The organism is Isoptericola sp. NPDC019693 (assembly GCF_044389085.1).
Classification (GTDB): domain Bacteria; phylum Actinomycetota; class Actinomycetes; order Actinomycetales; family Cellulomonadaceae; genus Isoptericola.
In genome coordinates this window covers 42,071-60,968 of the sequence record NZ_JBIRXP010000003.1, presented here as the reverse complement: position 1 = coordinate 60,968, position 18,898 = coordinate 42,071, and the positions used below count along the sequence as shown (strand labels likewise).

At 75.3% G+C, this 18,898-nt stretch carries 19 protein-coding genes; 7 read left to right on the top strand and 12 right to left on the bottom strand.

Annotation, left to right across the window (positions count from 1 at the left end):
• Positions 1–171: 171 nt before the first annotated feature.
• The gene (locus ACH436_RS09375) at positions 172–852 is read right to left on the bottom strand and encodes a SprT-like domain-containing protein (protein ID WP_430559933.1); all 681 of its coding nucleotides are present in this window, start codon (positions 850–852) and stop codon (positions 172–174) included.
• 159 nt (positions 853–1,011) lie between these two features.
• Positions 1,012–1,716 carry a FadR/GntR family transcriptional regulator gene (locus ACH436_RS09370; protein WP_430559932.1) on the bottom strand — a complete coding sequence of 235 codons (705 nt, stop codon included), beginning with the start codon at positions 1,714–1,716 and terminating at the stop codon, positions 1,012–1,014.
• Positions 1,717–1,876: 160 nt separating this feature from the next.
• On the opposite strand from ACH436_RS09370, the gene ACH436_RS09365 reads away from it, so the two are divergent.
• From ACH436_RS09365 to ACH436_RS09355, 3 genes are read left to right on the top strand one after another with little or no spacing between them, the layout of a single operon-like run.
• Positions 1,877–2,698, top strand: a complete 822-nt coding sequence (locus tag ACH436_RS09365; RefSeq protein WP_430559931.1) for a (Fe-S)-binding protein — start codon at positions 1,877–1,879, stop codon at positions 2,696–2,698.
• Positions 2,695–4,260, top strand: a complete 1,566-nt coding sequence (locus tag ACH436_RS09360; protein ID WP_430559930.1) for a LutB/LldF family L-lactate oxidation iron-sulfur protein — start codon at positions 2,695–2,697, stop codon at positions 4,258–4,260. Before ACH436_RS09365 ends, ACH436_RS09360 begins: the two co-directional genes overlap by 4 nt.
• On the top strand, positions 4,257–4,982 hold the full coding sequence (locus ACH436_RS09355) for a lactate utilization protein C (protein WP_430559929.1): 726 nt from the start codon (positions 4,257–4,259) through the stop codon (positions 4,980–4,982). Before ACH436_RS09360 ends, ACH436_RS09355 begins: the two co-directional genes overlap by 4 nt.
• A 24-nt stretch (positions 4,983–5,006) precedes the next feature.
• On the opposite strand, the gene ACH436_RS09350 is transcribed toward ACH436_RS09355, so the two are convergent.
• The 3 genes from ACH436_RS09350 to ACH436_RS09340 all read right to left on the bottom strand — a co-directional run bounded on the left by ACH436_RS09350 (position 5,007) and on the right by ACH436_RS09340 (position 7,792).
• A complete protein-coding gene (locus ACH436_RS09350) occupies positions 5,007–5,771 on the bottom strand; it encodes a CPBP family intramembrane glutamic endopeptidase (protein ID WP_430559928.1) in 765 nt (254 codons plus the stop codon).
• 162 nt (positions 5,772–5,933) lie between these two features.
• Positions 5,934–6,599, bottom strand: coding sequence for a response regulator (locus ACH436_RS09345; protein ID WP_430559927.1), 666 nt, complete (start codon positions 6,597–6,599; stop codon positions 5,934–5,936).
• Positions 6,596–7,792 carry a sensor histidine kinase gene (locus ACH436_RS09340; RefSeq protein WP_430559926.1) on the bottom strand — a complete coding sequence of 399 codons (1,197 nt, stop codon included), beginning with the start codon at positions 7,790–7,792 and terminating at the stop codon, positions 6,596–6,598. The genes ACH436_RS09345 and ACH436_RS09340 overlap by 4 nt, the downstream gene beginning before the upstream one ends.
• Before the next feature lie 91 nt (positions 7,793–7,883).
• Between ACH436_RS09340 and ACH436_RS09335 the strand changes: the two genes are divergently transcribed.
• The 3 genes from ACH436_RS09335 to ACH436_RS09325 all read left to right on the top strand — a co-directional run bounded on the left by ACH436_RS09335 (position 7,884) and on the right by ACH436_RS09325 (position 10,330).
• Positions 7,884–8,549, top strand: a complete 666-nt coding sequence (locus ACH436_RS09335; RefSeq protein ID WP_430559925.1) for a uridine kinase — start codon at positions 7,884–7,886, stop codon at positions 8,547–8,549.
• A 46-nt stretch (positions 8,550–8,595) separates the two neighbouring features.
• Complete coding sequence (locus ACH436_RS09330; RefSeq protein WP_430559924.1) at positions 8,596–8,970, top strand: VOC family protein; 375 nt, start codon at positions 8,596–8,598, stop codon at positions 8,968–8,970.
• 115 nt (positions 8,971–9,085) lie between these two features.
• Positions 9,086–10,330 (top strand): glycosyltransferase, encoded by a 1,245-nt coding sequence (locus ACH436_RS09325; RefSeq protein WP_430559923.1) that lies wholly within the window; start codon positions 9,086–9,088, stop codon positions 10,328–10,330.
• 38 nt (positions 10,331–10,368) lie between these two features.
• Here ACH436_RS09325 and ACH436_RS09320 read toward each other — a convergent pair whose 3' ends face one another.
• Positions 10,369–11,382: a LacI family DNA-binding transcriptional regulator gene (locus ACH436_RS09320; RefSeq protein ID WP_430559922.1), complete on the bottom strand. Its 1,014-nt coding sequence runs from the start codon at positions 11,380–11,382 to the stop codon at positions 10,369–10,371.
• 186 nt (positions 11,383–11,568) lie between these two features.
• Between ACH436_RS09320 and ACH436_RS09315 the strand changes: the two genes are divergently transcribed.
• Positions 11,569–12,276, top strand: coding sequence for a GntR family transcriptional regulator (locus tag ACH436_RS09315; RefSeq protein ID WP_430559921.1), 708 nt, complete (start codon positions 11,569–11,571; stop codon positions 12,274–12,276).
• 44 nt (positions 12,277–12,320) lie between these two features.
• On the opposite strand, the gene ACH436_RS09310 is transcribed toward ACH436_RS09315, so the two are convergent.
• The 6 genes from ACH436_RS09310 to ACH436_RS09285 form a co-directional block, all read right to left on the bottom strand.
• On the bottom strand, positions 12,321–13,664 hold the full coding sequence (locus ACH436_RS09310) for an MFS transporter (protein ID WP_430559920.1): 1,344 nt from the start codon (positions 13,662–13,664) through the stop codon (positions 12,321–12,323).
• A gap of 102 nt (positions 13,665–13,766) precedes the next feature.
• Positions 13,767–14,726 carry a 3-hydroxyacyl-CoA dehydrogenase family protein gene (locus ACH436_RS09305; RefSeq protein ID WP_430559919.1) on the bottom strand — a complete coding sequence of 320 codons (960 nt, stop codon included), beginning with the start codon at positions 14,724–14,726 and terminating at the stop codon, positions 13,767–13,769.
• Between the two features lie 35 nt (positions 14,727–14,761).
• Positions 14,762–15,517, bottom strand: a complete 756-nt coding sequence (locus ACH436_RS09300; protein ID WP_430559918.1) for a triose-phosphate isomerase family protein — start codon at positions 15,515–15,517, stop codon at positions 14,762–14,764.
• The gene (locus tag ACH436_RS09295) at positions 15,514–16,062 is read right to left on the bottom strand and encodes a ribose-5-phosphate isomerase (protein ID WP_430559917.1); all 549 of its coding nucleotides are present in this window, start codon (positions 16,060–16,062) and stop codon (positions 15,514–15,516) included. Before ACH436_RS09295 ends, ACH436_RS09300 begins: the two co-directional genes overlap by 4 nt.
• Complete coding sequence (locus tag ACH436_RS09290) at positions 16,059–17,801, bottom strand: dihydroxyacetone kinase family protein (protein WP_430559916.1); 1,743 nt, start codon at positions 17,799–17,801, stop codon at positions 16,059–16,061. Before ACH436_RS09290 ends, ACH436_RS09295 begins: the two co-directional genes overlap by 4 nt.
• 64 nt (positions 17,802–17,865) lie before the next feature.
• Complete coding sequence (locus ACH436_RS09285) at positions 17,866–18,795, bottom strand: sugar phosphate isomerase/epimerase family protein (protein ID WP_430559915.1); 930 nt, start codon at positions 18,793–18,795, stop codon at positions 17,866–17,868.
• Positions 18,796–18,898: the final 103 nt, after the last annotated feature.

Sequence of the window (18,898 nt, the reverse complement as noted above, 5' to 3'; positions counted from 1 at the left end):
GGGCGGTTCGGTGCTGGCACTGGTGCTCACCTCGGGGTCTCGTCGTCGAGCCTCCCCCGGCGGCCGCCGTCGGCCGCCGAGGTTGAATGGATTCAAGCAGGTGGTGCGCGACCATGATGCCCGTCGACCCAGGCAAGCACAACCCGTGGCACGGCCCGCGGCCGTGGGCGGTCAGGCCCGCTCGACGAGGCCGAACGGCACCGTGAGCACCGACCTGCCGACCCGCAGGTGGAACCGCGTCCTCCCCCGCTTCACGAGCGTTCCGACGACGCCGTCGTACCGGCCCGGCGCGACCACGCGCAGCCGCTCCCCCGGGCGGATGCCCGCGGGGTCGACAGGTGGCTCGGCCGCGTCCGGGACGAGGCCCGCGTCCGCAGTCGAGGACGGCCCGAGCTCCGGCACCGGGCTCCCGCGGTAGGTCCACGACAGGAGGTGGCGCCGGTCGAAGACGGGCGAGCAGCGGGCGCACGCCTGCGGACGCTGCGGGCGGCGGAAGCGCGTGACCCGGTGCCCGGCCGGGCAGACCCCCACCCAGTCGCCGTCCACCTGCGGGCTCCCGTCGCGCACCACGCGGCGGCCCGTGGAGCCGATCGAGCGCGCCGTCGCGCGCCAGACGGCGTCGTGCCCGTGCCGGGCGCCCGCCAGCGCGTGCGCGATCTCGTGCAGCACGACCTCCCGCACGTCGGCCTCCTCGTACAGGGCGGTGAGCGGCCCGGACAGGCTGATCTCGCGCCGGTCGTACCGGCACAGGCCCGCGCGCCGGCGGGCCTGGTCGAACCGGAACGTCCAGCCGGACAGCCCGTGCTCGGCCATCAGCCCGCGCGCGAGCCGTGCGACGTCCTCCCGTTCCATGCCTCACCCCCGCCCTGCCCGGGCCCCTCGGTTCCGGCCGCCGTGCGCGGCCACCGGCAGGACGCTAGCGGGCCCCGCGGACACCCGGGCCCCGCCCGTCCACAGGCGCGTGGCGTGAGCGGGACGGACCTGCGGCCCGGTCCGTCGCCGGCCGGGACGTCAGACGCCCGCCTCCCGCGAGAACCCCTCGATGTGCGCCCGCACCGCGGCGGAGGCGGCGGCGCCGTCCCCGGCGGCGACGGCGTCGAGCACGGCGCGGTGCTCGGCCCTCAGCCGGGCGGCCGTGCGCGGCCACGACGGCAGCCGCTCGATCCCGCCGGCGACGTACCCGCCGATGGCGCCGCGCAGGCCGGTCATCACGGCCTCGACGAGGACGTTGCCCGCCATCCGCACGAACTCCAGGTGGAAGGCCTGGTCGAGCTCGAGGAACTCGGCAGCCGGGACGTCGTCGTCCTCCATCCGCGCCAGGAGCCGGCGCGCCTCCTCGAGGTGCGCGGCCGTGCCGGGCGCGTGGTCCACCACCCGCTCGGCGGCCTGCGCGACGGCCCACGACTCGAGCAGCACGCGCGTGGCGACGACGTCCCGCACCGGCAGCGTGCCGGTGGCGACGTGCAGGCGCACCGCGGCGCCCAGCCCGGCGGCGGGGCGGTCGATGACGACGGCGCCCGCGTTCGGCCCCGACCCGACGCCCGGCCGCACGATGCCGAGCGCGTCGAGCACGCGGATCGCCTCGCGGACGGAGGGTCGGGAGACGCCGAGGTCCTCCGCGAGCGCCCGCTCGCCGGGCAGCCGTTCGCCGAGGCCCCAGCGGCCGGCGGCGATGCCCTCCTCGAGGTGGGCGAGGACTCGTTCGTGGGTGCGCACGGGCTCAGCGTAACCATCCGGACGCACAGTGGTCTGACCACATCCGCTACAGTGGCCGCTCGGCCGCCGCCTCCGTGGCGACCCCGACCCGCCCGGGTCATGCTGGACCGACCGACCGACGCCGCGCCGCAGCGGCATCGAAGAAGTACCGAGGAGTCGTATGCGCATCGCCCTCGCCGCCACCTGTCTCGCCGACACCCTGTTCCCGGGGGCGCCGCGCGCGACGGTACGGCTGCTGGAACGTCTCGGCCACGAGGTCGTCTTCCCCGCCGACCAGGCGTGCTGCGGGCAGATGCACGTCAACACCGGGTACCTCCGCGAGGCGGTCCCCGTGATCCGCAACCACGTGGAGACGTTCGCGCCCGTGGCGGACGGCGAGTGGGACGCCGTCGTCATGCCGTCCGGGTCGTGCACCGGGTCGGTGCGCCACCAGCAGGCGATGGTCTGCCGCCGCGCCGGCCTGGACGACCTGGCCGCGACCGCCGAGGCGGTGTCCGCCAAGACGTACGAGCTGTCCGAGCTGCTGGTCGACGTGCTCGGCCTCGACGACGTCGGCGCCTGGTTCCCGCACCGGGTCACCTACCACCCCACCTGCCACTCGCTGCGGATGCTGCACGTGGGCGACAAGCCGCTCCGCCTGCTGCGGGCCGTCGAGGGGATCGACCTCGTCGAGCTGCCGGCGGCGGACTCCTGCTGCGGCTTCGGCGGGACGTTCGCGCTGAAGAACGCGGACACGTCCGCCGCGATGCTGGAGGACAAGACGGCCAACGTGCGCGGCACCGGGGCCGAGGTGCTCACCGCGGGTGACATGTCGTGCCTCATGCACATCGGCGGCGGGCTCTCCCGGCAGGGGGCCGGGACCCGCGCCCTGCACCTGGCGGAGGTGCTCGCCTCGACGCGGGAGGAACCCACTCCCCTGCCCGAGACGACGTTCACCCGCCCGGAACGCGAGCGCCCGGCACGGACGGAGGCCGCCCGATGAGCCGCACCTTCCTCGGCCTGCCGCGCACGCTGCGCCGCCCCGACGACGCCGGTGCCGACGAACCGTTCGGCCCGGTCCCCCACCCGCAGGAGCCGCTGCGCTGGGGCGACGACTTCCCCGCGGCCGCGAAGCAGACCCTGAAGAACGACCAGCTGCGCCGCAACCTCGGCCACGCGACGCAGGTGATCCGCACCAAGCGGGCCGCCGTCGTCGGCGAGGTGCCCGACTGGGAGGCGCTGCGCGACGCCGGGTCCGCCGTCAAGCAGCAGGTCATGGCGCAGCTGCCCGACCTGCTCCAGCGTCTGGAGGAGAACGTCGTCGCGCGCGGCGGCGTCGTGCACTGGGCGCGCGACGCGGCGGAGGCGAACCGGATCGTCGCCGACATCGCGAAGGCCAAGGGCGCCGACGAGGTGGTCAAGGTCAAGTCGATGGCCACGCAGGAGATCGGGCTCAACGAGGCGCTGGCCGACGAGGGCATCGCCGCGATCGAGACCGACCTGGCCGAGCTCATCGTGCAGCTCGCCGACGACATGCCGTCGCACATCCTGGTCCCGGCGATCCACCGCAACCGGTCGGAGATCCGCGACATCTTCCTCGCCCGCATGGGCGACGCCCCGCCGGACCTCTCCGACGTGCCGCGGGAGCTCGCGATGGCGGCCCGCGCGCACCTGCGCCGCAAGTTCCTGTCGGCCAAGGTGGCGGTGAGCGGCGCGAACTTCGCCGTCGCGGACACGGGCACCCTCGCCGTCGTCGAGTCCGAGGGCAACGGCCGCATGTGCCTCACGCTGCCCGAGACGCTCGTGACCGTGATGGGCATCGAGAAGCTCGTGCCCACCTTCGACGACCTCGAGGTGTTCCTGCAGCTGCTCCCCCGCTCCTCCACCGGCGAGCGGATGAATCCCTACACCTCCCTGTGGACCGGCGTGACGCCGGGCGACGGGCCGCAGGAGTTCCACCTGGTGCTGCTGGACAACGGCCGCACCGACGTGCTCGCCGACGAGGTCGGTCGCTCCGCCCTGCACTGCATCCGCTGCTCCGCGTGCCTCAACGTCTGCCCCGTCTACGAGCGGGTCGGCGGCCACGCCTACGGCTCGGTGTACCCCGGCCCGATCGGCGCCATCCTCACGCCCCAGCTCACCGCGTCGACGGGCGGCGTCTCCGGGCACCACGACCCGAACGCCTCGCTGCCCTACGCGTCGACGCTGTGCGGCGCCTGCTACGAGGTGTGCCCCGTGAAGATCGACATCCCGTCGATCCTCGTCGACCTGCGCGCCCGCGAGGTCGACGCCGACCGCTCGTCGCGCGGCGTCGACCCGTGGAAGACGGCCATGAAGGCCGCGTCCTGGGTCATGGCCGACGGCGACCGGTTCGCCCTCGCCGGCCGCGCCGCCACGCTGGGCAGCGGGCTCGGCGGGCGGGACCACGCCGTCTCGGTGGCGCCGCCGCCCGCGTCGGCGTGGACGAGGGCGCGCGACCTGCCCGCGCCGCCCCGCCAGACGTTCCGGCAGTGGTGGCAGGCCGAGCACGAGACCACCCAGCAGCACGAGGAGGACGCCCGATGAGCGAGGCCCGCACCGAGGTCCTGGCGCGCGTCCGTGCGGCGCTGGGGCAGACCGGCTCCGGCACGACGCCGTCGGGCAAGGTCGGCACCGCGCCGCACCCCGAGCCGGTGCCGCGCGCGTACCGCGCCGCCGGCGAGCACGCCGCCGGGTCCCCCGAGGTCCTGGAGCAGCTCGTCGACCGGCTGGTGGACTACAAGGCGCACGTGCACCAGGTCTCCGCCGCCGATCTCCCCGCCACCGTCGCCGCCCTCGTCGCCGACCTGTCAGGACCAGCGCACGGTATGCAGGGCGCTCACCCTGACAGGTCGCTGCGGGTGGTGGTGCCCGACGGGCTGGACGACGCGTGGCTGGCGGCGCTGCCCGACGACGTCGAGGTCGTGCGCGACTCGCGCGAGCGGCCGCTGGCCGCGACGGACCTCGACTCCGTGGCCGCGGTCGTCACCGCGGCGCGGGTCGCGATCTCCGAGACGGGCACGATCGTGCTCGACGGCGAGCCCGACCAGGGCCGGCGCGCGATCTCGCTGGTGCCCGACGTGCACCTGTGCGTGGTGCGGGCCGACCAGGCCGTGCAGACCGTGCCGGAGGCGGTGCGCCTGCTCGGCGAGCACCCGGACCGTCCCCAGACGTGGATCTCGGGCCCCTCCGCGACGTCGGACATCGAGCTCGACCGCGTGGAGGGTGTGCACGGCCCGCGGACCCTGCACGTCCTCCTGGTGGGCTGACCCCGCCGGGCCGGCCCCCGCGGCTCAGCCGAGGATCGCGGCCGAGCCGAACAGCGCCCAGTCGTTGAGCACGTGCGCGGTGGCGGAGGCGGTGAGGTTCTTGGTGACCAGGTAGGGGATCAGGAGGATCACCCGCGCGGTGCCGATGACCAGCACGCACTGCAGCACGTTCCAGCCGTAGGTGGGCAGGTGCAGCGCCGCGAACAGGAGTGCCGAGACGACCACGGCGAGCACCAGGCTCGAGCGGCGCGACAGGCGCAGCACCGACATGCCGAGCGTGAGGACCGCGAGCAGCGGCAGGACCGTGAAGACCTCCTCGCCGACGAGCTGCGGGATCATCGCGAGGAACGTGAGCACCTTGTCGAGGCCGCCCTGGGCGGCGATCGTGCCGCCCAGGGGGTTGGGCCGGGTCCCGACCAGGACCGAGACGAGCGCCCCCACGAGGACCGACGCCAGGACGTTCGCGACGGCGATCCCGACGGCGAGCAGCCCGGCCCGCGGCCGCAGCCGCTGGAAGAGCCGGCCGACCGTGCCCGGCGCGACCAGGTGCAGCGTCAGCAGCGGGATGCCGGCGAACAGGGTGCCGCGCAGCGCGAGCGCCAGCCAGGCGGGCCCGGGGACGGCGACGAGCAGGTCGCACGCGGCGGCCACGACGACGGACGCCATCAGCACCGCCCACCGGCGGCCGGACAGCCGCACGGGGTCCCCGGCGTAGAGGGGGAAGTCCGGGGCCGGGCCCCTCGTGGGCACCTCGTGGGTGGTGGCGCTCCTGCTGGTCATGGTGGTCATCGTGCGCTCCTGGCGTGCGGGTTGCTCGGTGAGGTCCCGCTCCTCGATCGATGCCTGCTGCATCGATGACCCCAGGGTGCGCGCCGTGCACCCCCGCGGTCGTCGTGCCGGAGGGTGGACCTGCGCGTACTCCGCAGGGAGTACGCCCGACGACGACGCGGCTCAGCGCGGCTCGACCAGCCCCGACCGGTAGGCGATGACGACGAGCTGGGCGCGGTCCCGGGCACCGGTCTTCGCCAGCGCCCGGCTGACGTGCGTCTTCGCCGTGAACGGCGACACCACGAGCTCCGCGGCGATCTCGTCGTTCGACAGCCCCTGGCCCACGAGGGCCACGACCTCGCGCTCCCGGTCGGTGAGGTGCGCGACGAGCCCCGGGTCGATGCCGCGCGCGGCGTGCGGGCCGCCGCCCAGGTGCGCGACGACGGCCCGCGTCGCGGCGGGCGACAGCAGCGCCTCGCCGGCCGCGACCGTCCGCACGGCGGCGACCAGGTCGGCGGGCGCCACGCCCTTGCCGAGGAAGCCGCTGGCGCCGGCGCGCAGCGCCCCGAGCACCTCGGCGTCACCCTCGAACGTCGTGAGGACCACGACGCGCACGGCCGCGAGGTCCGGGTCGTCCGCGATGCGCGCTGTGGCCGTGAGGCCGTCGGTGCCCGGCATGCGCAGGTCCATGAGGACGACGTCGGGGCGCAGCTCGCGCGCCAGGCGCACCCCCTCGTCGCCGTCGCCCGCCTCGCCCACCACCTCGACGCCGTCGGCGTGCCGCAGGAGGGCGACGAAGCCACCGCGGATGAGCTCCTGGTCGTCGACGACGAGCACGCGGACGGTCATGCCGGTCCCTCCTCAGGGGTCGGGGCGGGGGTCGTGGGGGAGGCCGGGACGGGGGCCGGCAGCTCCGCGCGCACGACGAACTCGCCGCGGCGGGGGCCGGCGTCGAGCACTCCGCCCACCGCCGCGACGCGCTCGCGCATGCCGAGCAGGCCGTGGCCCGTGGACGGCGCCGGCGTGACGTCGCCCGCCTCGCGGGACACCGGGTTGACCACCTCGAGGCCGAGTCCGGCCGGCGTCCAGGCGAGGACCAGCCGTGCCGTGCCGGCCCCATGCTTGTGCGCGTTGGTGAGCGCCTCCTGCACGACTCGGTAGGCAGCGAGGTCGACGACGGGGACGAGCGACCGGGCGTCGCCGTCGACCCGCACCTCCACCCGCAGCCCGGTGGCGCGCACGGCGTCGAGCAGCTCGTCCAGACGGGTGAGCGACGGCGCCGGCGCGGCGCGCTCGGGGGCGTCCTCGTCGCCGCGACGCAGCAGGTCGAGCAGGGTCGCGAGCTCCCGCAGCGCGTCGGCGGAGGCCGTGCGCACGTGCACGAGCGCCTCCCGCGCGGCGTCGGGGTCGTCGACCAGCAGGGTCTCGGCGACCCCGGACTGCACGCCCACGACGGCGACCTGGTGTGCCAGCACGTCGTGCAGCTCGCGCGCGATCCGCAGCCGCTCCTCCGCGACGGCGCGGCTCGCCTCGGCCTCGCGCGCCGCCTCCGCGCGCGCGGCCCGGTCCCGCGCCGTCGTCAGCTCCGCCCGCCGGGCCGCGACGACGAGCCCGACCACCGCCGCGAGCGCCAGCAGGAGCGGCACAGCCGCGACCACGCCCGAGCCGGCGCTCGCACCTCGCAGCAGGAGCACGCCGTCGAGCACGACGGCGGAACCCGCCGCGGCCAGGAGCCCGAGCCGGCGCTCGCCGAGGGAGACGACGGTGTAGACGGCGATCGCCAGCGGCAACAGCAGCGTCCCGCCGGGCGCCGCGGCCACGGTCTCCGCGGCTCCGAGCACCGCGGTGACGGCGAGGACGACGGTCGGGTGGGTGCGGCGCCAGAACAGCACCGCGCAGGAGGTCACGGTGGCAGCGGCGCCCCACGGCACGAACGGCATCGCCCCCGTGGCCCACAGCGTGACCGGGAGGGTGAGCACGACGACGGCGACCGTCGCGTCGAGCGCGACGCCGGCGGCCGGCCGGGGCGCGCGGTCCTGCACGTCCGCAACGTACCCGGGGGCGGGGCGGCGCGCCCGCCGGTCGGGCCCAGGTTTCGACAAGTGCGACCGCGCCCGCCGAGAATGGGTGCCCGTGACCGACAGCGCGCCGCCGACCGACGACCCGGCGAACGAGTCCGACGCCCTCTTCGAGGTGCCGCCCGGTGCCCGCCGCCCCGCGCGGCGGATCGTGCTCCTCACGGGGCCGTCGGGGTCGGGCAAGACGGCGCTCACGCGGCGGCTGGGCCTGCCGGTGATGAACCTCGACGACTTCTACCACGACGTCGACTTCCCGGGGATGCCGATGCGGTACGGCATCGTCGACTGGGACGACCCCCGCTCCTGGGACTCCGCCGCCGCCCTGGACGCCCTGCGCACCGTGGTCCGCACCGGCCGCGCGGAGGTCCCGGTGTACGACATCCCCACGTCGCGCCGCACGGGCGGCGCGGTGCTCGAGGCGGGCGACGCGCCCGTCGTGGTCGCCGAGGGGATCTTCGCCGCGGAGCTCGTGTCGGCGTGCCGGGGCGAAGGGTTCCTCGCCGACGCGATCTGCCTCAGCCAGCCGCGCGTCGTGAACTTCTGGTTCCGGTTCCTGCGCGACGTCGCCGAGTCGCGCAAGCCGTTGCCCACGCTGGTGCGCCGGGGCTGGGGGCTGCTGCGCGCCGAGCCCGCCCTGGTGCGCCGGTGGACGGACCTCGGCTGCCGGCCCGCCACGCCCGCCCAGGCGGAGCGGGACATCCGCGCGCTCCTCGCGCCCTGACCGTTTTTCCCTTCGGCGCCCCCGCGCCAGCACCTACGGTGGGCGCATGGCCACGGTGCGCAAGGTCCAGGTGACGTTCGACTGCGCGGACCCGGAGCGGGTCGCCCGGTTCTGGTGCGAGGTGCTCGGGTACGTCATGCCCGACGGGGTGGACTGCGTCGCGCAGGACCCCACTGGCGAGGGCCCGCGGCTGTACTTCCAGCAGGTGCCCGAGGGCAAGGTCGTGAAGAACCGGGTGCACCTCGACGTCCGCGTGGGCACGGGGCTGGTGGGCGACGAGCGCCTGGCCGCGCTGCGGGCCGAGCAGGCGCGGCTCGAGCCGCTGGGCGCCGTGCACCTGTACACCCAGTACGCCGACGGCGAGGAGGAGTCCTGCATCACGATGCAGGACGTCGAGGGCAACGAGTTCTGCCTGGACTGACGCCGGATGCCCAAAACCTGCCCATCGCCGGCCCACGACGCGTCATGAGAATGTCACACGCCGGTCATCGGCCCCACACCATCGCCGCTCACGCTGGGGGCAGGAGGTGGTCCCCATGGCCGAGCTGCACGTCGATCGCACGATCGACCGGTACGTCGAGCACGGAACGGTCCGCGTGCTGTCCCTCTACGAGGGCTTCTTCAGCGGCGGCGCCCGCGTGCTGCACTCGTCGGTCGTGGCGGGCCTGCACGCCCAGGGCCGCCAGCGGCACGCGGCGCTGAGCATCCACGACGAGGTGCGGCGCGACGCCGCCCTGCAGCGGATGGTCGACGACCGCCGGTACCGGCAGCTGACGGCCGCGGGGGTCCGCGTGACGTCGCTCGGCCGGTCCTCGGAGGTGCCCCACGACCCGGAGGTCCTCACCGACGCCGAGACCGAGACGCTGGCCCGCGAGCTGCGGCGCACCGACGTGGTGCTCTCGCTCAAGGAGCAGCCGCTGCGGCTCCTCGCCCGCGCGGACGCGCTGCCGGACCGGCCGGTGGTCGCCTGCCTGCACCGCTCCGACCCGGAGCACCAGGGGTCGGGGCTGGGGCACCTGCTCAGGGCCGCGGACGACGGCCGCCTCGCCGCCGTGGTCTGCTGCGCCGAGTCCACCCGGGACGCCTACGAGGCCGCCGGGGTGCCCGCGCACCTGCTGCGGGTGATCCCCAACGGCGTCGACCTCACCCGGTTCCGCCCGGCCCGCCCCGCACGGCGCCTGGCGGTCCGTGGGGCGCACCGGCTGCCCGCCGACGGGACGGCCGTGACGTACGCGGCCCGCTACGACGCGATGAAGAACCCGCGCCTGTTCCTGGCGGCGGCACGCGAGCTCCTCGGGCAGGACGCCGACGCGCACGTCGTGATGTGCGGCTCCGGCATGAGTGCCGCCAACCCGGACCTGGCCGCCGACCTGCGCGAGGCGTTCGGCGACCGGCCCGACCTGCTGGGACGCGTCCACCTGCTCGGCGTGCGCCACGACATGGAGCAGGTGCTCGCGGCATCGGACGTCGTCGCGCTGACCTCGGCGTTCGGCGAGGCCGCCCCGCTGTGCCTCATCGAGGGCGCCATGTGCGGCGCGGTGCCGGTGACCACGCCGGTGGGCGACAGCGCGCGGATCGTGGACGGCATCGGCCTCGTCACGAGCTTCGACCCGGCGGAGATCGCCGCGGCGTGGCGCGAGGCGGCCGCGCGCCGGGACGCGCTCACGGCGGCCCTGGTCGCGGCGCGGCCGCGGTTCAGCCACGTCCGCATGCTGTCCTCGTACGCGGCCACGATCGAGCGGGCGCACCGCGGGCTGGGGCTGACGCTCGCCCGCGCGTGAGGTCCGCGCGACCCGCCGAGGACGGGCGGCGGCGCAGGTCAGCGCGTCGAGTCGCGCAGCTGCACCTCGAAGTCGACCTCGGTCACGGCGCCGGGCGCGGTGTCGCCGACGGCGGCCTGCACGGCGAGGCTGCCCATCTCCTCCAGCGGGATGCGGACGGTGGACAGGGCGGGCGCGTGGTCGCGCAGCGTGGGGACGTCGTCGAACCCGGCGACGCGCACGTCGCGCGGCACCTCGACGCCGAGCTCGCGCAGCCGGGCGATGAGCCCGATCGCCATGACGTCGGTGACGGCGAAGACCGTCAGCGGCTTCTCGGCGGCGCGCTCGCGCACCAGCTCGGCGACGTCCTCGCCGGCCGCGTACCCGCCGTCGCGGGAGAACTCGGTGACCAGCACCTCGGCGACCTCGCCGCCGCCGGCACGGGCGGCGGCGGTGAACGCGTCGGTGCGCTCGCGGGAGGTGACGACGCGCGTCGGCCCGCCGAGCACGACGAACCTCCGCTGCCCCTGCGCCAGCAGCGCCTCCGCCAGGGCGCGGGCCCCGGTGGCGTTGGGCGGGCGCACCACCGAGCCGTCGCCCACGGGCTGGCCGACGATGACGGACCGGCCCCCCGCGGCGACGAAGGCGTCCAGCTCGGCGGCGAGGGCGGCGTCGTCGTCGGGGGTCCACCGGGTGCCGGCCACGACGACGGCGTCCACCCGCTGCGCGGCGAACGCGGCGACGGCCTCCCGCTCGGCGACCGGGTCGCGGCCGGTCGACGCGAGCAGCACGAGCCGCCCGCTGGCCCGGGCCGCGGCCTGCGCGCCGGCGGCGATGGAGGAGAAGTAGGGGTCGGAGATGTCCTGCACGACCAGCCCGAGCAGCCCCGACCGGGCGCGCGCCAGGGCCTGGGCCTGCGCGTTCACGACGTAGCCCAGGTCCGCGGCCGCGGCCTTGACCCGGGCGACCAGCTCGGCCCCGGGCTGCCGCGCCGAGCCGTTGAGCACCCGCGACGCCGTGGCGAGGGAGACCCCCGCGCGGTCAGCGACGTCCTGCAGCCTTGCTCGGGCCACGAGCACACCTCCATCTCCGGGGCGGCCGGTAGCCCGCCCGACGCGGGCACTCCGGACGTGCTCGCCGGTGCACAGCCTATCGGCGCCCGGAAAGCGGATTCCGTGGACGGGCGGCACCTCGCCGGGACGGTCGGCGCACCCGCCGCGCCGCGGGGCCGGCGGCGCGTGCACCGATAGAATCGGCACGTGCCCAGGACCAGCAACTCGACGGCGCGTCCCGTCCCGCGGCGGGCGCTCGCCGACCACGTGTTCGACGAGCTGCTCTCGTGGCTCATGGACGGCACCCTGACGGCGGGCAGCAGCCTCAACATCGACGGCATCGCCCGCGACCTCGACGTCTCGCCCACCCCCGTGCGCGAGGCGCTCGCGCGCCTCGAGGCGACCGGCATGGTGCGACGGGTGGCCCTGCGCGGCTACTTCGTGAAGCCGGCGCCGACCACCAAGGAGCTGACCGACCTCATGGACGCCCGGCTCGCCGTCGAGCCGGCGAACGCGTACTTCGCGTGCGAGCGCGGGGACGCGGCGTTCCTGGCGAGCCTCGAGGACGCCGTCGACGAGCTGGAGAGCTCGCCCAACGGGCCCACCTACCAGGACTTCCGCGACTACTGGGAGGCCGACGAGCGGTTCCACGCCCTGGTGGCCGAGGCCGCGGACAACTCCTACCTGCAGGCCGCCTTCGCCGCCCTCGGCGGGCTGGCGCAACGGTTCCGCCAGTTCTCCGGCAAGGGCGTCACCGACAAGGCGGTGGCGGTCGAGGAGCACCGGGCGATCCTCGAGGCCCTGCGGTCGGGGGTGCCGGAGCGGGCCCAGGAGCTCATGCGCCGGCACATCGAGGGGGTGCGGACGCGGTCCCTGTCGGAACGCGAGGAGCCGGCACCCCCGCAGAGCGCGTAGCCCTGCGGGAGCGCCGGCTCCCCGACCCGGTGCCAGACCCGGAGTCAGACCCGGGCGGCGTCACGCTCCTCGGGGCTCGACCCGGCATCCTGCTCCGGCGCGTCGTCCGCCCGCTGCATCCGCACGACGGCCCGCCGCGCGACGAACGTGCCGACGGCGCCGAGCAGCAGCACCCCCATGAGGAAGTACATCCCCGCCTCGGTGGTCCCGGTCGCCTGGGTGAAGATGCCCACCACGTACGGCCCGATGAAGCCGCCGAGGTTGCCGAACGAGTTGATCGCCGCGATCGCCACCGCGGCCGTGGCCCCGGCGAGCACCCCGCTCGGCAGGGACCAGAAGACGCCCGCGATGGAGTAGACGCAGAACGCCGCGAGGGACAGGGCGGCGAGCTGCAGCACCGGCGAGTCGACGGCGGCGCTCGCCCCCATGCCGATCGCGGACCCGACGAACAGGCAGGCGAGCGGCACCCAGTTGTCCCGGAAGTGCCGGGCGGCCCAGCGCGACGTCACCAGCACGCCCACGAGCGCGAACAGGTACGGGACGTCGGTGAGGAGCCCGGTCTGCAGGGTGGACGTGGAGAACTGGTTCACCACCTGCGGCAGCCAGAACGACAGCCCGTACACGCCCACGGTCGAGGGGAAGAACAGCAGGGCGAAGACCAGCACCCGCTTGTCGATCAGCGTGCGCAGCGGGTTCTTCCCGTCCTCCTGCTTGCGCTCGGCCTTGTCCTTGTCGAGCTCGCGGGCGATCCAGTCGGACTCGTCCTTCGACAGCCACTTCACGCGGTGCGGGCCCTCGGGCAGGAGCTTCCACGTCGGGATCGCCATGAGCACGGCGGCCGCGCCCACGACGAGGAACAGCCACTGCCAGCCGGCCATGCCGAGGCCCGAGACGCCGAGCAGCCACCCTGCCAGCGGCGACATGATGATGAAGGCGAGCGGCGCCGAGATCACGAACGTGCCCGTCGCCTTCGTCCGGTGCCGGTGCGGGTACCACGTGGTGAGGTAGAAGATCACGCCGGGGTAGAACCCCGCCTCAGCGACGCCGAGGAGGAAGCGCAGCACGTAGAAGCTGATCGGCCCCTGCGTGAACGCCATCGCCATGGTGATGGCGCCCCAGGTCACGAGGATGCGCACGAACCACATCCGCGGCCCGTACTTCTGCATGAGGACGTTGCTCGGCACCTCGAACAGGAAGTACGCGATGAAGAACAGCCCGGCGCCGAGGCCGAACGCCGCGTCGCCGATGCCGACGTCGGCGCCCATGCTGAGCTGCGCGAACCCGACGGCGGAGCGGTCGATGTAGGCCACCGTGTAGAGGGCCACCAGCAGCGGCAGCAGCCGCAGCGTGACCTTCTTGACGAGGGCGGACTCGTTGACCTGTGTCACGTTCGAGGACTCCTGTGTCTCGTGCGGGGGCACGGCTCGACGACGAGCCGTGCACGGGGGCGCGGCGCGACCCGCCGGGGGTCGCGCCGCGGGGGGAAGGGGTCAGGCGGGCGAGGGCCCGAGCGAGCGGACGAGACGCCCCATCTCGCTGTACGCCTTGTTCCGGTGGGCGACCAGCGCCTTGACCTGCTCGGGCGTGTAGTCCTTGAGCAGGCCCTTGCCGTTCTTCACGCCGCGACGGTCGCCGGCGACGGCGTCCTGGATGAGCGCGGGCGTGCTGAGCCGCTCGCCGAAGGCCTCCTCGAACGTCCGGAAGCCGCCGGCGTACACGTCGAGGCCGGCCTGGTCGGCGATGGCGAACGGGCCGAAGAAGCCCAGGCGGAACCCGAAGGTGGTGCGGACGACGGTGTCGATGTCCTCGGGGGACGCGATGCCCTCCTCGGCGATCGACATCGCCTCCTTGAGCAGCACGTACTGCAGCCGGTTGAGGACGAAGCCGGGCACGTCGGCGACGATCGCGGCCTCCCGGTCGGCCTTCGCCAGCAGCTCCTTGACCACGGGCACGACGGCCTCGTCGGTGCGCTCCCCCAGCACGAGCTCGACGCCCGGGATGAACGGGGCCGGGTTGGAGAAGTGCACGGTGAGGAAGCGCTCGGGGTTCTTCACCGCGGTGGCGAGCACGCGCGCGGGGATCGTCGACGTGTTCGAGCCGATGATCGCGTCCTCGCGGGCCGCGGCCGAGATGCGGGCGAGCACGTCGTGCTTGACCTCGACGGACTCGAAGACGACCTCCTCCACGAAGTCGACGTCGGCGACGGCCTCCTCGATGGAGGGCGCGGTGCGCAGGTTGGCGCGGATGGTCTCGGTCGCGCCCCCGTCGTACAGGCCCGCGTCCTCGAACTCCTGCGCCTCGGCGATCAGGCGCGCGAACGCGGTCTCGGTCGCCTCGGCCGAGACGTCGGCGATCGTGACGGGCAGGCCCGCGAGCGCGAGCGACTGCGCGATGCCGCCTCCCATGTAGCCGGCACCGATCACGGCGACGCTGCTGATGCTGGTGACCATCGTTGCTTCCTCTCTCGTGGTCCAGTCTGTGGCGGTCACGGCCGAGCGGCCGAATCCGCAGGTCGCGCGGACGCGGCCTCGTCGAGCACGTCCCGCAGGGCCGCGACGTCGTGGGCGAACCGCCCCAGGAACACTCCGTCGACGGCGCCCGCGAGCGCGGTGAGCGTGCCGGGCCCGGCAGCCCCGCCGTAGAGCACGCGGCCCTCGACACCCAGCGCGTCGAGCCGCTCGCGCAGCGCGTGCGCGACGGTCACGACGTGCTCGGCAGGCGCCGGCCGCGGGGCGCCGATCGCCCAGACGGGCTCGTAGCCCACGACGACCTCGCGCGGCGTCGAGCCCCGCAGCGCGCTCTCCAGCTGCGCCGTCGCGACGTCCGCCGCCTCCCGGGCGGGGACCTGCTCGCGCTCGCCCACGCACAGCAGCGGGGCGACCCCCGCCTCGGCGAGGCGCGCGACCTTGGCGCGCACGACGTCGTCGTCCTCGTGGAACGTCGAGCGGCGCTCGGCGTGCCCCACGACGGCGAGCTCGCAGCCGAGCTCGGCGAGGAGGGCCGCCGTGACCTCGCCGGTCTGGGCGCCGTGCGCGGCCGGTGCCACGTCCTGCGCGCCCCAGGCGACGCCGGTCCCCGCGAGCAGCCGCGCGGCCGCCGGCAGCAGGGGGAAGGCGGGGAGCACGGCGAGATCGACGTCGGCCTCGGGGGCGGCGTCGCGGACCGCGGCGAGCCAGCGCTCGGTGTCCGCGGCCCCGAGGTAGGCCTTCAGCGAGACCGCGACGAGGGGGCGGCGCGTCATCCGCAGGACCCGGCGGGCTCGGCGACCGTCCCGGTGCCGGCCCCGGCCTCGACCTCGCCGATCGCCGCGACCTTGGGGGCGGAGGCGGAGGTGGGGTCGAACCGGTAGCCCAGCCACTCGCGCAGCAGGCGGCGCGCGAGCTCGATGCCCACGACGCGCTGGCCGAAGCACAGCACCTGGGCGTCGTTGGACAGCACTGCGCGCTCGACCGAGAACGAGTCGTGCGCGGTGACGGCGCGGACGCCCGGCACCTTGTTGGCGGCGATCGCGACGCCGAGCCCCGTGCCGCACACGAGCAGCGCGCGGTCGGCCTTCCCCTCGGCGACCAGCCGCGCGGCCGCCGCCCCCACGTACGGGTAGGGCGTGTGCTCGTCGCCCCCGACGCCGACGTCGGTCACGGCGACCACGCGGTCGTCGGCCTCGAGGTCGGCCTTGAGCAGCTCCTTGTAGTCGAACCCGGCGTCGTCCGAGCCGATCACGACCCGCAGCGTCTGCGGCGTGCCGCCGGAAGCCGTCTCGTGGGCCGTTCCCTGGGTCGTCGTCATCGTGCCGCCACCTCCGCGTCGTCCGTGCTGACGCCGAGCGCGGCCCCCACCTCGGCGAGGAGGAGCGCGAGCGACGTCGCCCCCGGGTCGGCGACCCCGAGGCTCTTGTCCCCCAGCACGCGCGAGCGACCGCGACGTGCCGTGATGTCCTTGGTGCGGTCCGCGCCGCCCCGCGCGGCCCGCACGGCGGCACGCCAGGCGTCGTCCGCCGGTCCGCCGTCCGCGTGCACCTCGACGAGCGCCTCCACGGCGGGGTCGAGGGCGTCGACGAGCGTCTTGTCCCCGGCGCGGGCGCCACCGACGGCGCACACCTCGTCCCGCGCGGCGCGCACGCCGTCGACGACGTGCGTGCCGTCGAGGGCCGCGTCGGCGGGCAGCCGGTCGGCCAGCGCCAGCAGCCCCACGCCCCACAGGGCGCCGGACGTGCCGCCCGCACGGTCGGCCCAGCGGTCCGCGGCCCGGCGCAGCACGGACGGGGCGTCGGCCCCGGCGGCGAGGGCCTCGTCGGCGGCCTCGACCGCGGCGTCGACGCCACGGCACATGCCGCGGCCGTGGTCGCCGTCGCCGGCGATGGCGTCGAGCGCGCCGAGCTCGTCCTCCGCGGCGTGCAGGACCTCCTGCGCGCGGTGCAGCGCCCGCACGACGAGGCGCGCGGCCTCCGTGCCCTGCGCCGTGGTCGCCGCGACGAGCGGCGGCTCGGGCTCGGCGACCGCCTCGGGCGCCGCCTGCGCCGGCGCGGCGCGCCAGCCGCCGTGCCGGAACGCGGGGGTGACGGCGGGGGCGAGCCACAACGGCTCGAGCTCGTCGTCCAGCCAGGTCACCGTGAGGGAGCAGCCGGCCATGTCGAGGCTGGTGACGTACTCCCCCACGAGCGGCGCGACCAGCGTCACGCCCCGCTCCGTGAGCAGGTCGTGCACCCGGTCCCACAGGACGAAGAGCTCCTCGTACTTGACCGTGCCGAGGCCGTTGAGCAGCACGGCGGCGCGGCCGTCGGCGTCCGCGGGCCGGTCGGCCAGCACCCGCTCGACGAGCTCGGCGGCCAGGTCCGCGGCCGGCGGCACCGGCTCCTCCCCGATGCCCGGCTCGCCGTGGATCCCGAGGCCCCAGCCCGCCGTCCCCTCCGGCAGGCTGAACAGCGGCGCGTCGGCGCCCGGCAGCGTGCAGCCGTCGAAGGCGACGCCGAAGGAACGGGTGCGCTCGTTGGCCTGCCCCGCGAGCCGGTCGACCTCGGCGAGGTCCGCGCCGGACTCCGCGGCGGCACCCGCGACCTTGAAGACCACGAGGTCGCCCGCGACCCCACGGCGCTCCTCGGCACGGTCGGCGGGGGCGGAGGCGACGTCGTCGGTCACCAGGCGGACGGCCACGTCGACGCCCTGCGCCCGGAGCCGGCTCGCCGCGGCGCCGAAGTTGAGGACGTCGCCCGCGTAGTTGCCGAAGGACAGCCAGACGCCGGCCCCGGCGTCGGCGGCCCGGCACACGTCGATCACCTGGCGCGTGGACGGGGAGGCGAACACCTCGCCGCACACGGCGGCGTCGGCCACGCCCTCGCCGACGAGCCCGGCGAACGCCGGGTAGTGGCCGGAGCCGCCGCCGACGACGACGGCGACCTTGCCGGGACGGGTGCCCTCGGCGCGGGCGACGCCGCCGGGCACGCGACGCAGCACGCCGGGGTGGGCCTTGACGAGGCCGCTGAGGGCCTCGCGGGCGAAGTCCTCGGGACGGTTGTGGACGTACGTCATGGGGGCAGCACCTTTGCTCGTGCGGTGACGGGTGGGCGGCGCGCGGCGCCGGAGTGGTCGGGGCTCAGCGCCCCGCGGAGCGCAGCACGCCGCGGATGTACTCGCGGTTGATCGCCGCGACGCCGAGGCTGTCCGACCCGTAGTGCTCGCAGACGAACACGCCCTCGAAGCCGAGCTCGAGCGCTCGCCGGATCATCACGCGGTAGTTGACGACGCCCTGCACCAGCGGGGTGGGGTGGGTGGCGTACGCGCCCGTCGCCAGGTCCACGTCGCGCGTGTAGTTCTTGATGTGCCAGAAGTTCGTGTGCGGCAGGACCTTCTCGAACATCGTCGGGATGTCCTCGATCTCCCGGTGCAGCCGCACGAGGTTGCCGAGGTCGGGGTTGAGGCCCACGTTGTCGCGGTCGACGTCCTCGAGGAACCGCACGGCGAGGTCCGGCGTGCCGATGTAGGTGTCCTCGTACATCTCGAGGCTGACCTGCACCCCCACCTGGGCCGCGTGGTCGGCGAGCTCGCGGATGCGGCGCACCGCGAGGTCGCGGTTCTCGACGTCGGCGAGGTCGTCGTGGTGCCCCTCCGCCAGCCAGAACCACAGCGCCTTCTCCTGCGCCGGCGTGAGCGCCTGCATGAAGCCGAAGTTCACGACCTCGGCACCGAGCGCCGGCGCGCGGTCGATGATCGTGTGGCCGAACCGCAGGTAGTCCTCCCCGCGGGCGGCGTCGACGACGCTGCGACGCGTGGTCGACACGGACGGGACCGTGAGGCCGACCTCCTTGAGGACGACGAGCAGCTCGGCGAACCGCGCGTCCGTCATCTCCCCGATCGACAGCCACGCGTCCGTGGGGTCGACGTCGGTGAACCCCAGGTCGGCGACCTGCTGGAGCTGGCCGCGCCAGGACTCCGCCGGGGCGTCGACGTTCGGGGTGCCGTCGGCCGCGGTCGGGCCGAAGGACAGCATGTTGGCGGCGATGGGCCAGGTGTCCGCAGTGCGCAAGGAGATCTCCGTCGATCGGCGAATCATGTTTCCTATAGGAAACAGGGAATGCACCGGAGGTGTCAAACCTGCCCCCGCGCCGGGCCCGCGACCCCTCGGCCCG

Bases quoted from the DNA above. Each gene is read 5' to 3' on its own strand.
- ACH436_RS09325 (WP_430559923.1), top strand. From the start codon at position 9,086: ATGGCCGAGCTGCACGTCGATCGCACGATCGACCGGTACGTCGAGCAC.
- ACH436_RS09330 (WP_430559924.1), top strand. From the start codon at position 8,596: ATGGCCACGGTGCGCAAGGTCCAGGTGACGTTCGACTGCGCGGACCCG.
- ACH436_RS09365 (WP_430559931.1), top strand. From the start codon at position 1,877: ATGCGCATCGCCCTCGCCGCCACCTGTCTCGCCGACACCCTGTTCCCG.
- ACH436_RS09305 (WP_430559919.1), bottom strand. From the start codon at position 14,726: ATGGTCACCAGCATCAGCAGCGTCGCCGTGATCGGTGCCGGCTACATG.
- ACH436_RS09345 (WP_430559927.1), bottom strand. From the start codon at position 6,599: ATGACCGTCCGCGTGCTCGTCGTCGACGACCAGGAGCTCATCCGCGGT.
- ACH436_RS09360 (WP_430559930.1), top strand. From the start codon at position 2,695: ATGAGCCGCACCTTCCTCGGCCTGCCGCGCACGCTGCGCCGCCCCGAC.
- ACH436_RS09290 (WP_430559916.1), bottom strand. From the start codon at position 17,801: ATGACGTACGTCCACAACCGTCCCGAGGACTTCGCCCGCGAGGCCCTC.
- ACH436_RS09300 (WP_430559918.1), bottom strand. From the start codon at position 15,517: ATGACGCGCCGCCCCCTCGTCGCGGTCTCGCTGAAGGCCTACCTCGGG.
- ACH436_RS09350 (WP_430559928.1), bottom strand. From the start codon at position 5,771: ATGACCACCATGACCAGCAGGAGCGCCACCACCCACGAGGTGCCCACG.
- ACH436_RS09375 (WP_430559933.1), bottom strand. From the start codon at position 852: ATGGAACGGGAGGACGTCGCACGGCTCGCGCGCGGGCTGATGGCCGAG.
- ACH436_RS09295 (WP_430559917.1), bottom strand. From the start codon at position 16,062: ATGACGACGACCCAGGGAACGGCCCACGAGACGGCTTCCGGCGGCACG.
- ACH436_RS09355 (WP_430559929.1), top strand. From the start codon at position 4,257: ATGAGCGAGGCCCGCACCGAGGTCCTGGCGCGCGTCCGTGCGGCGCTG.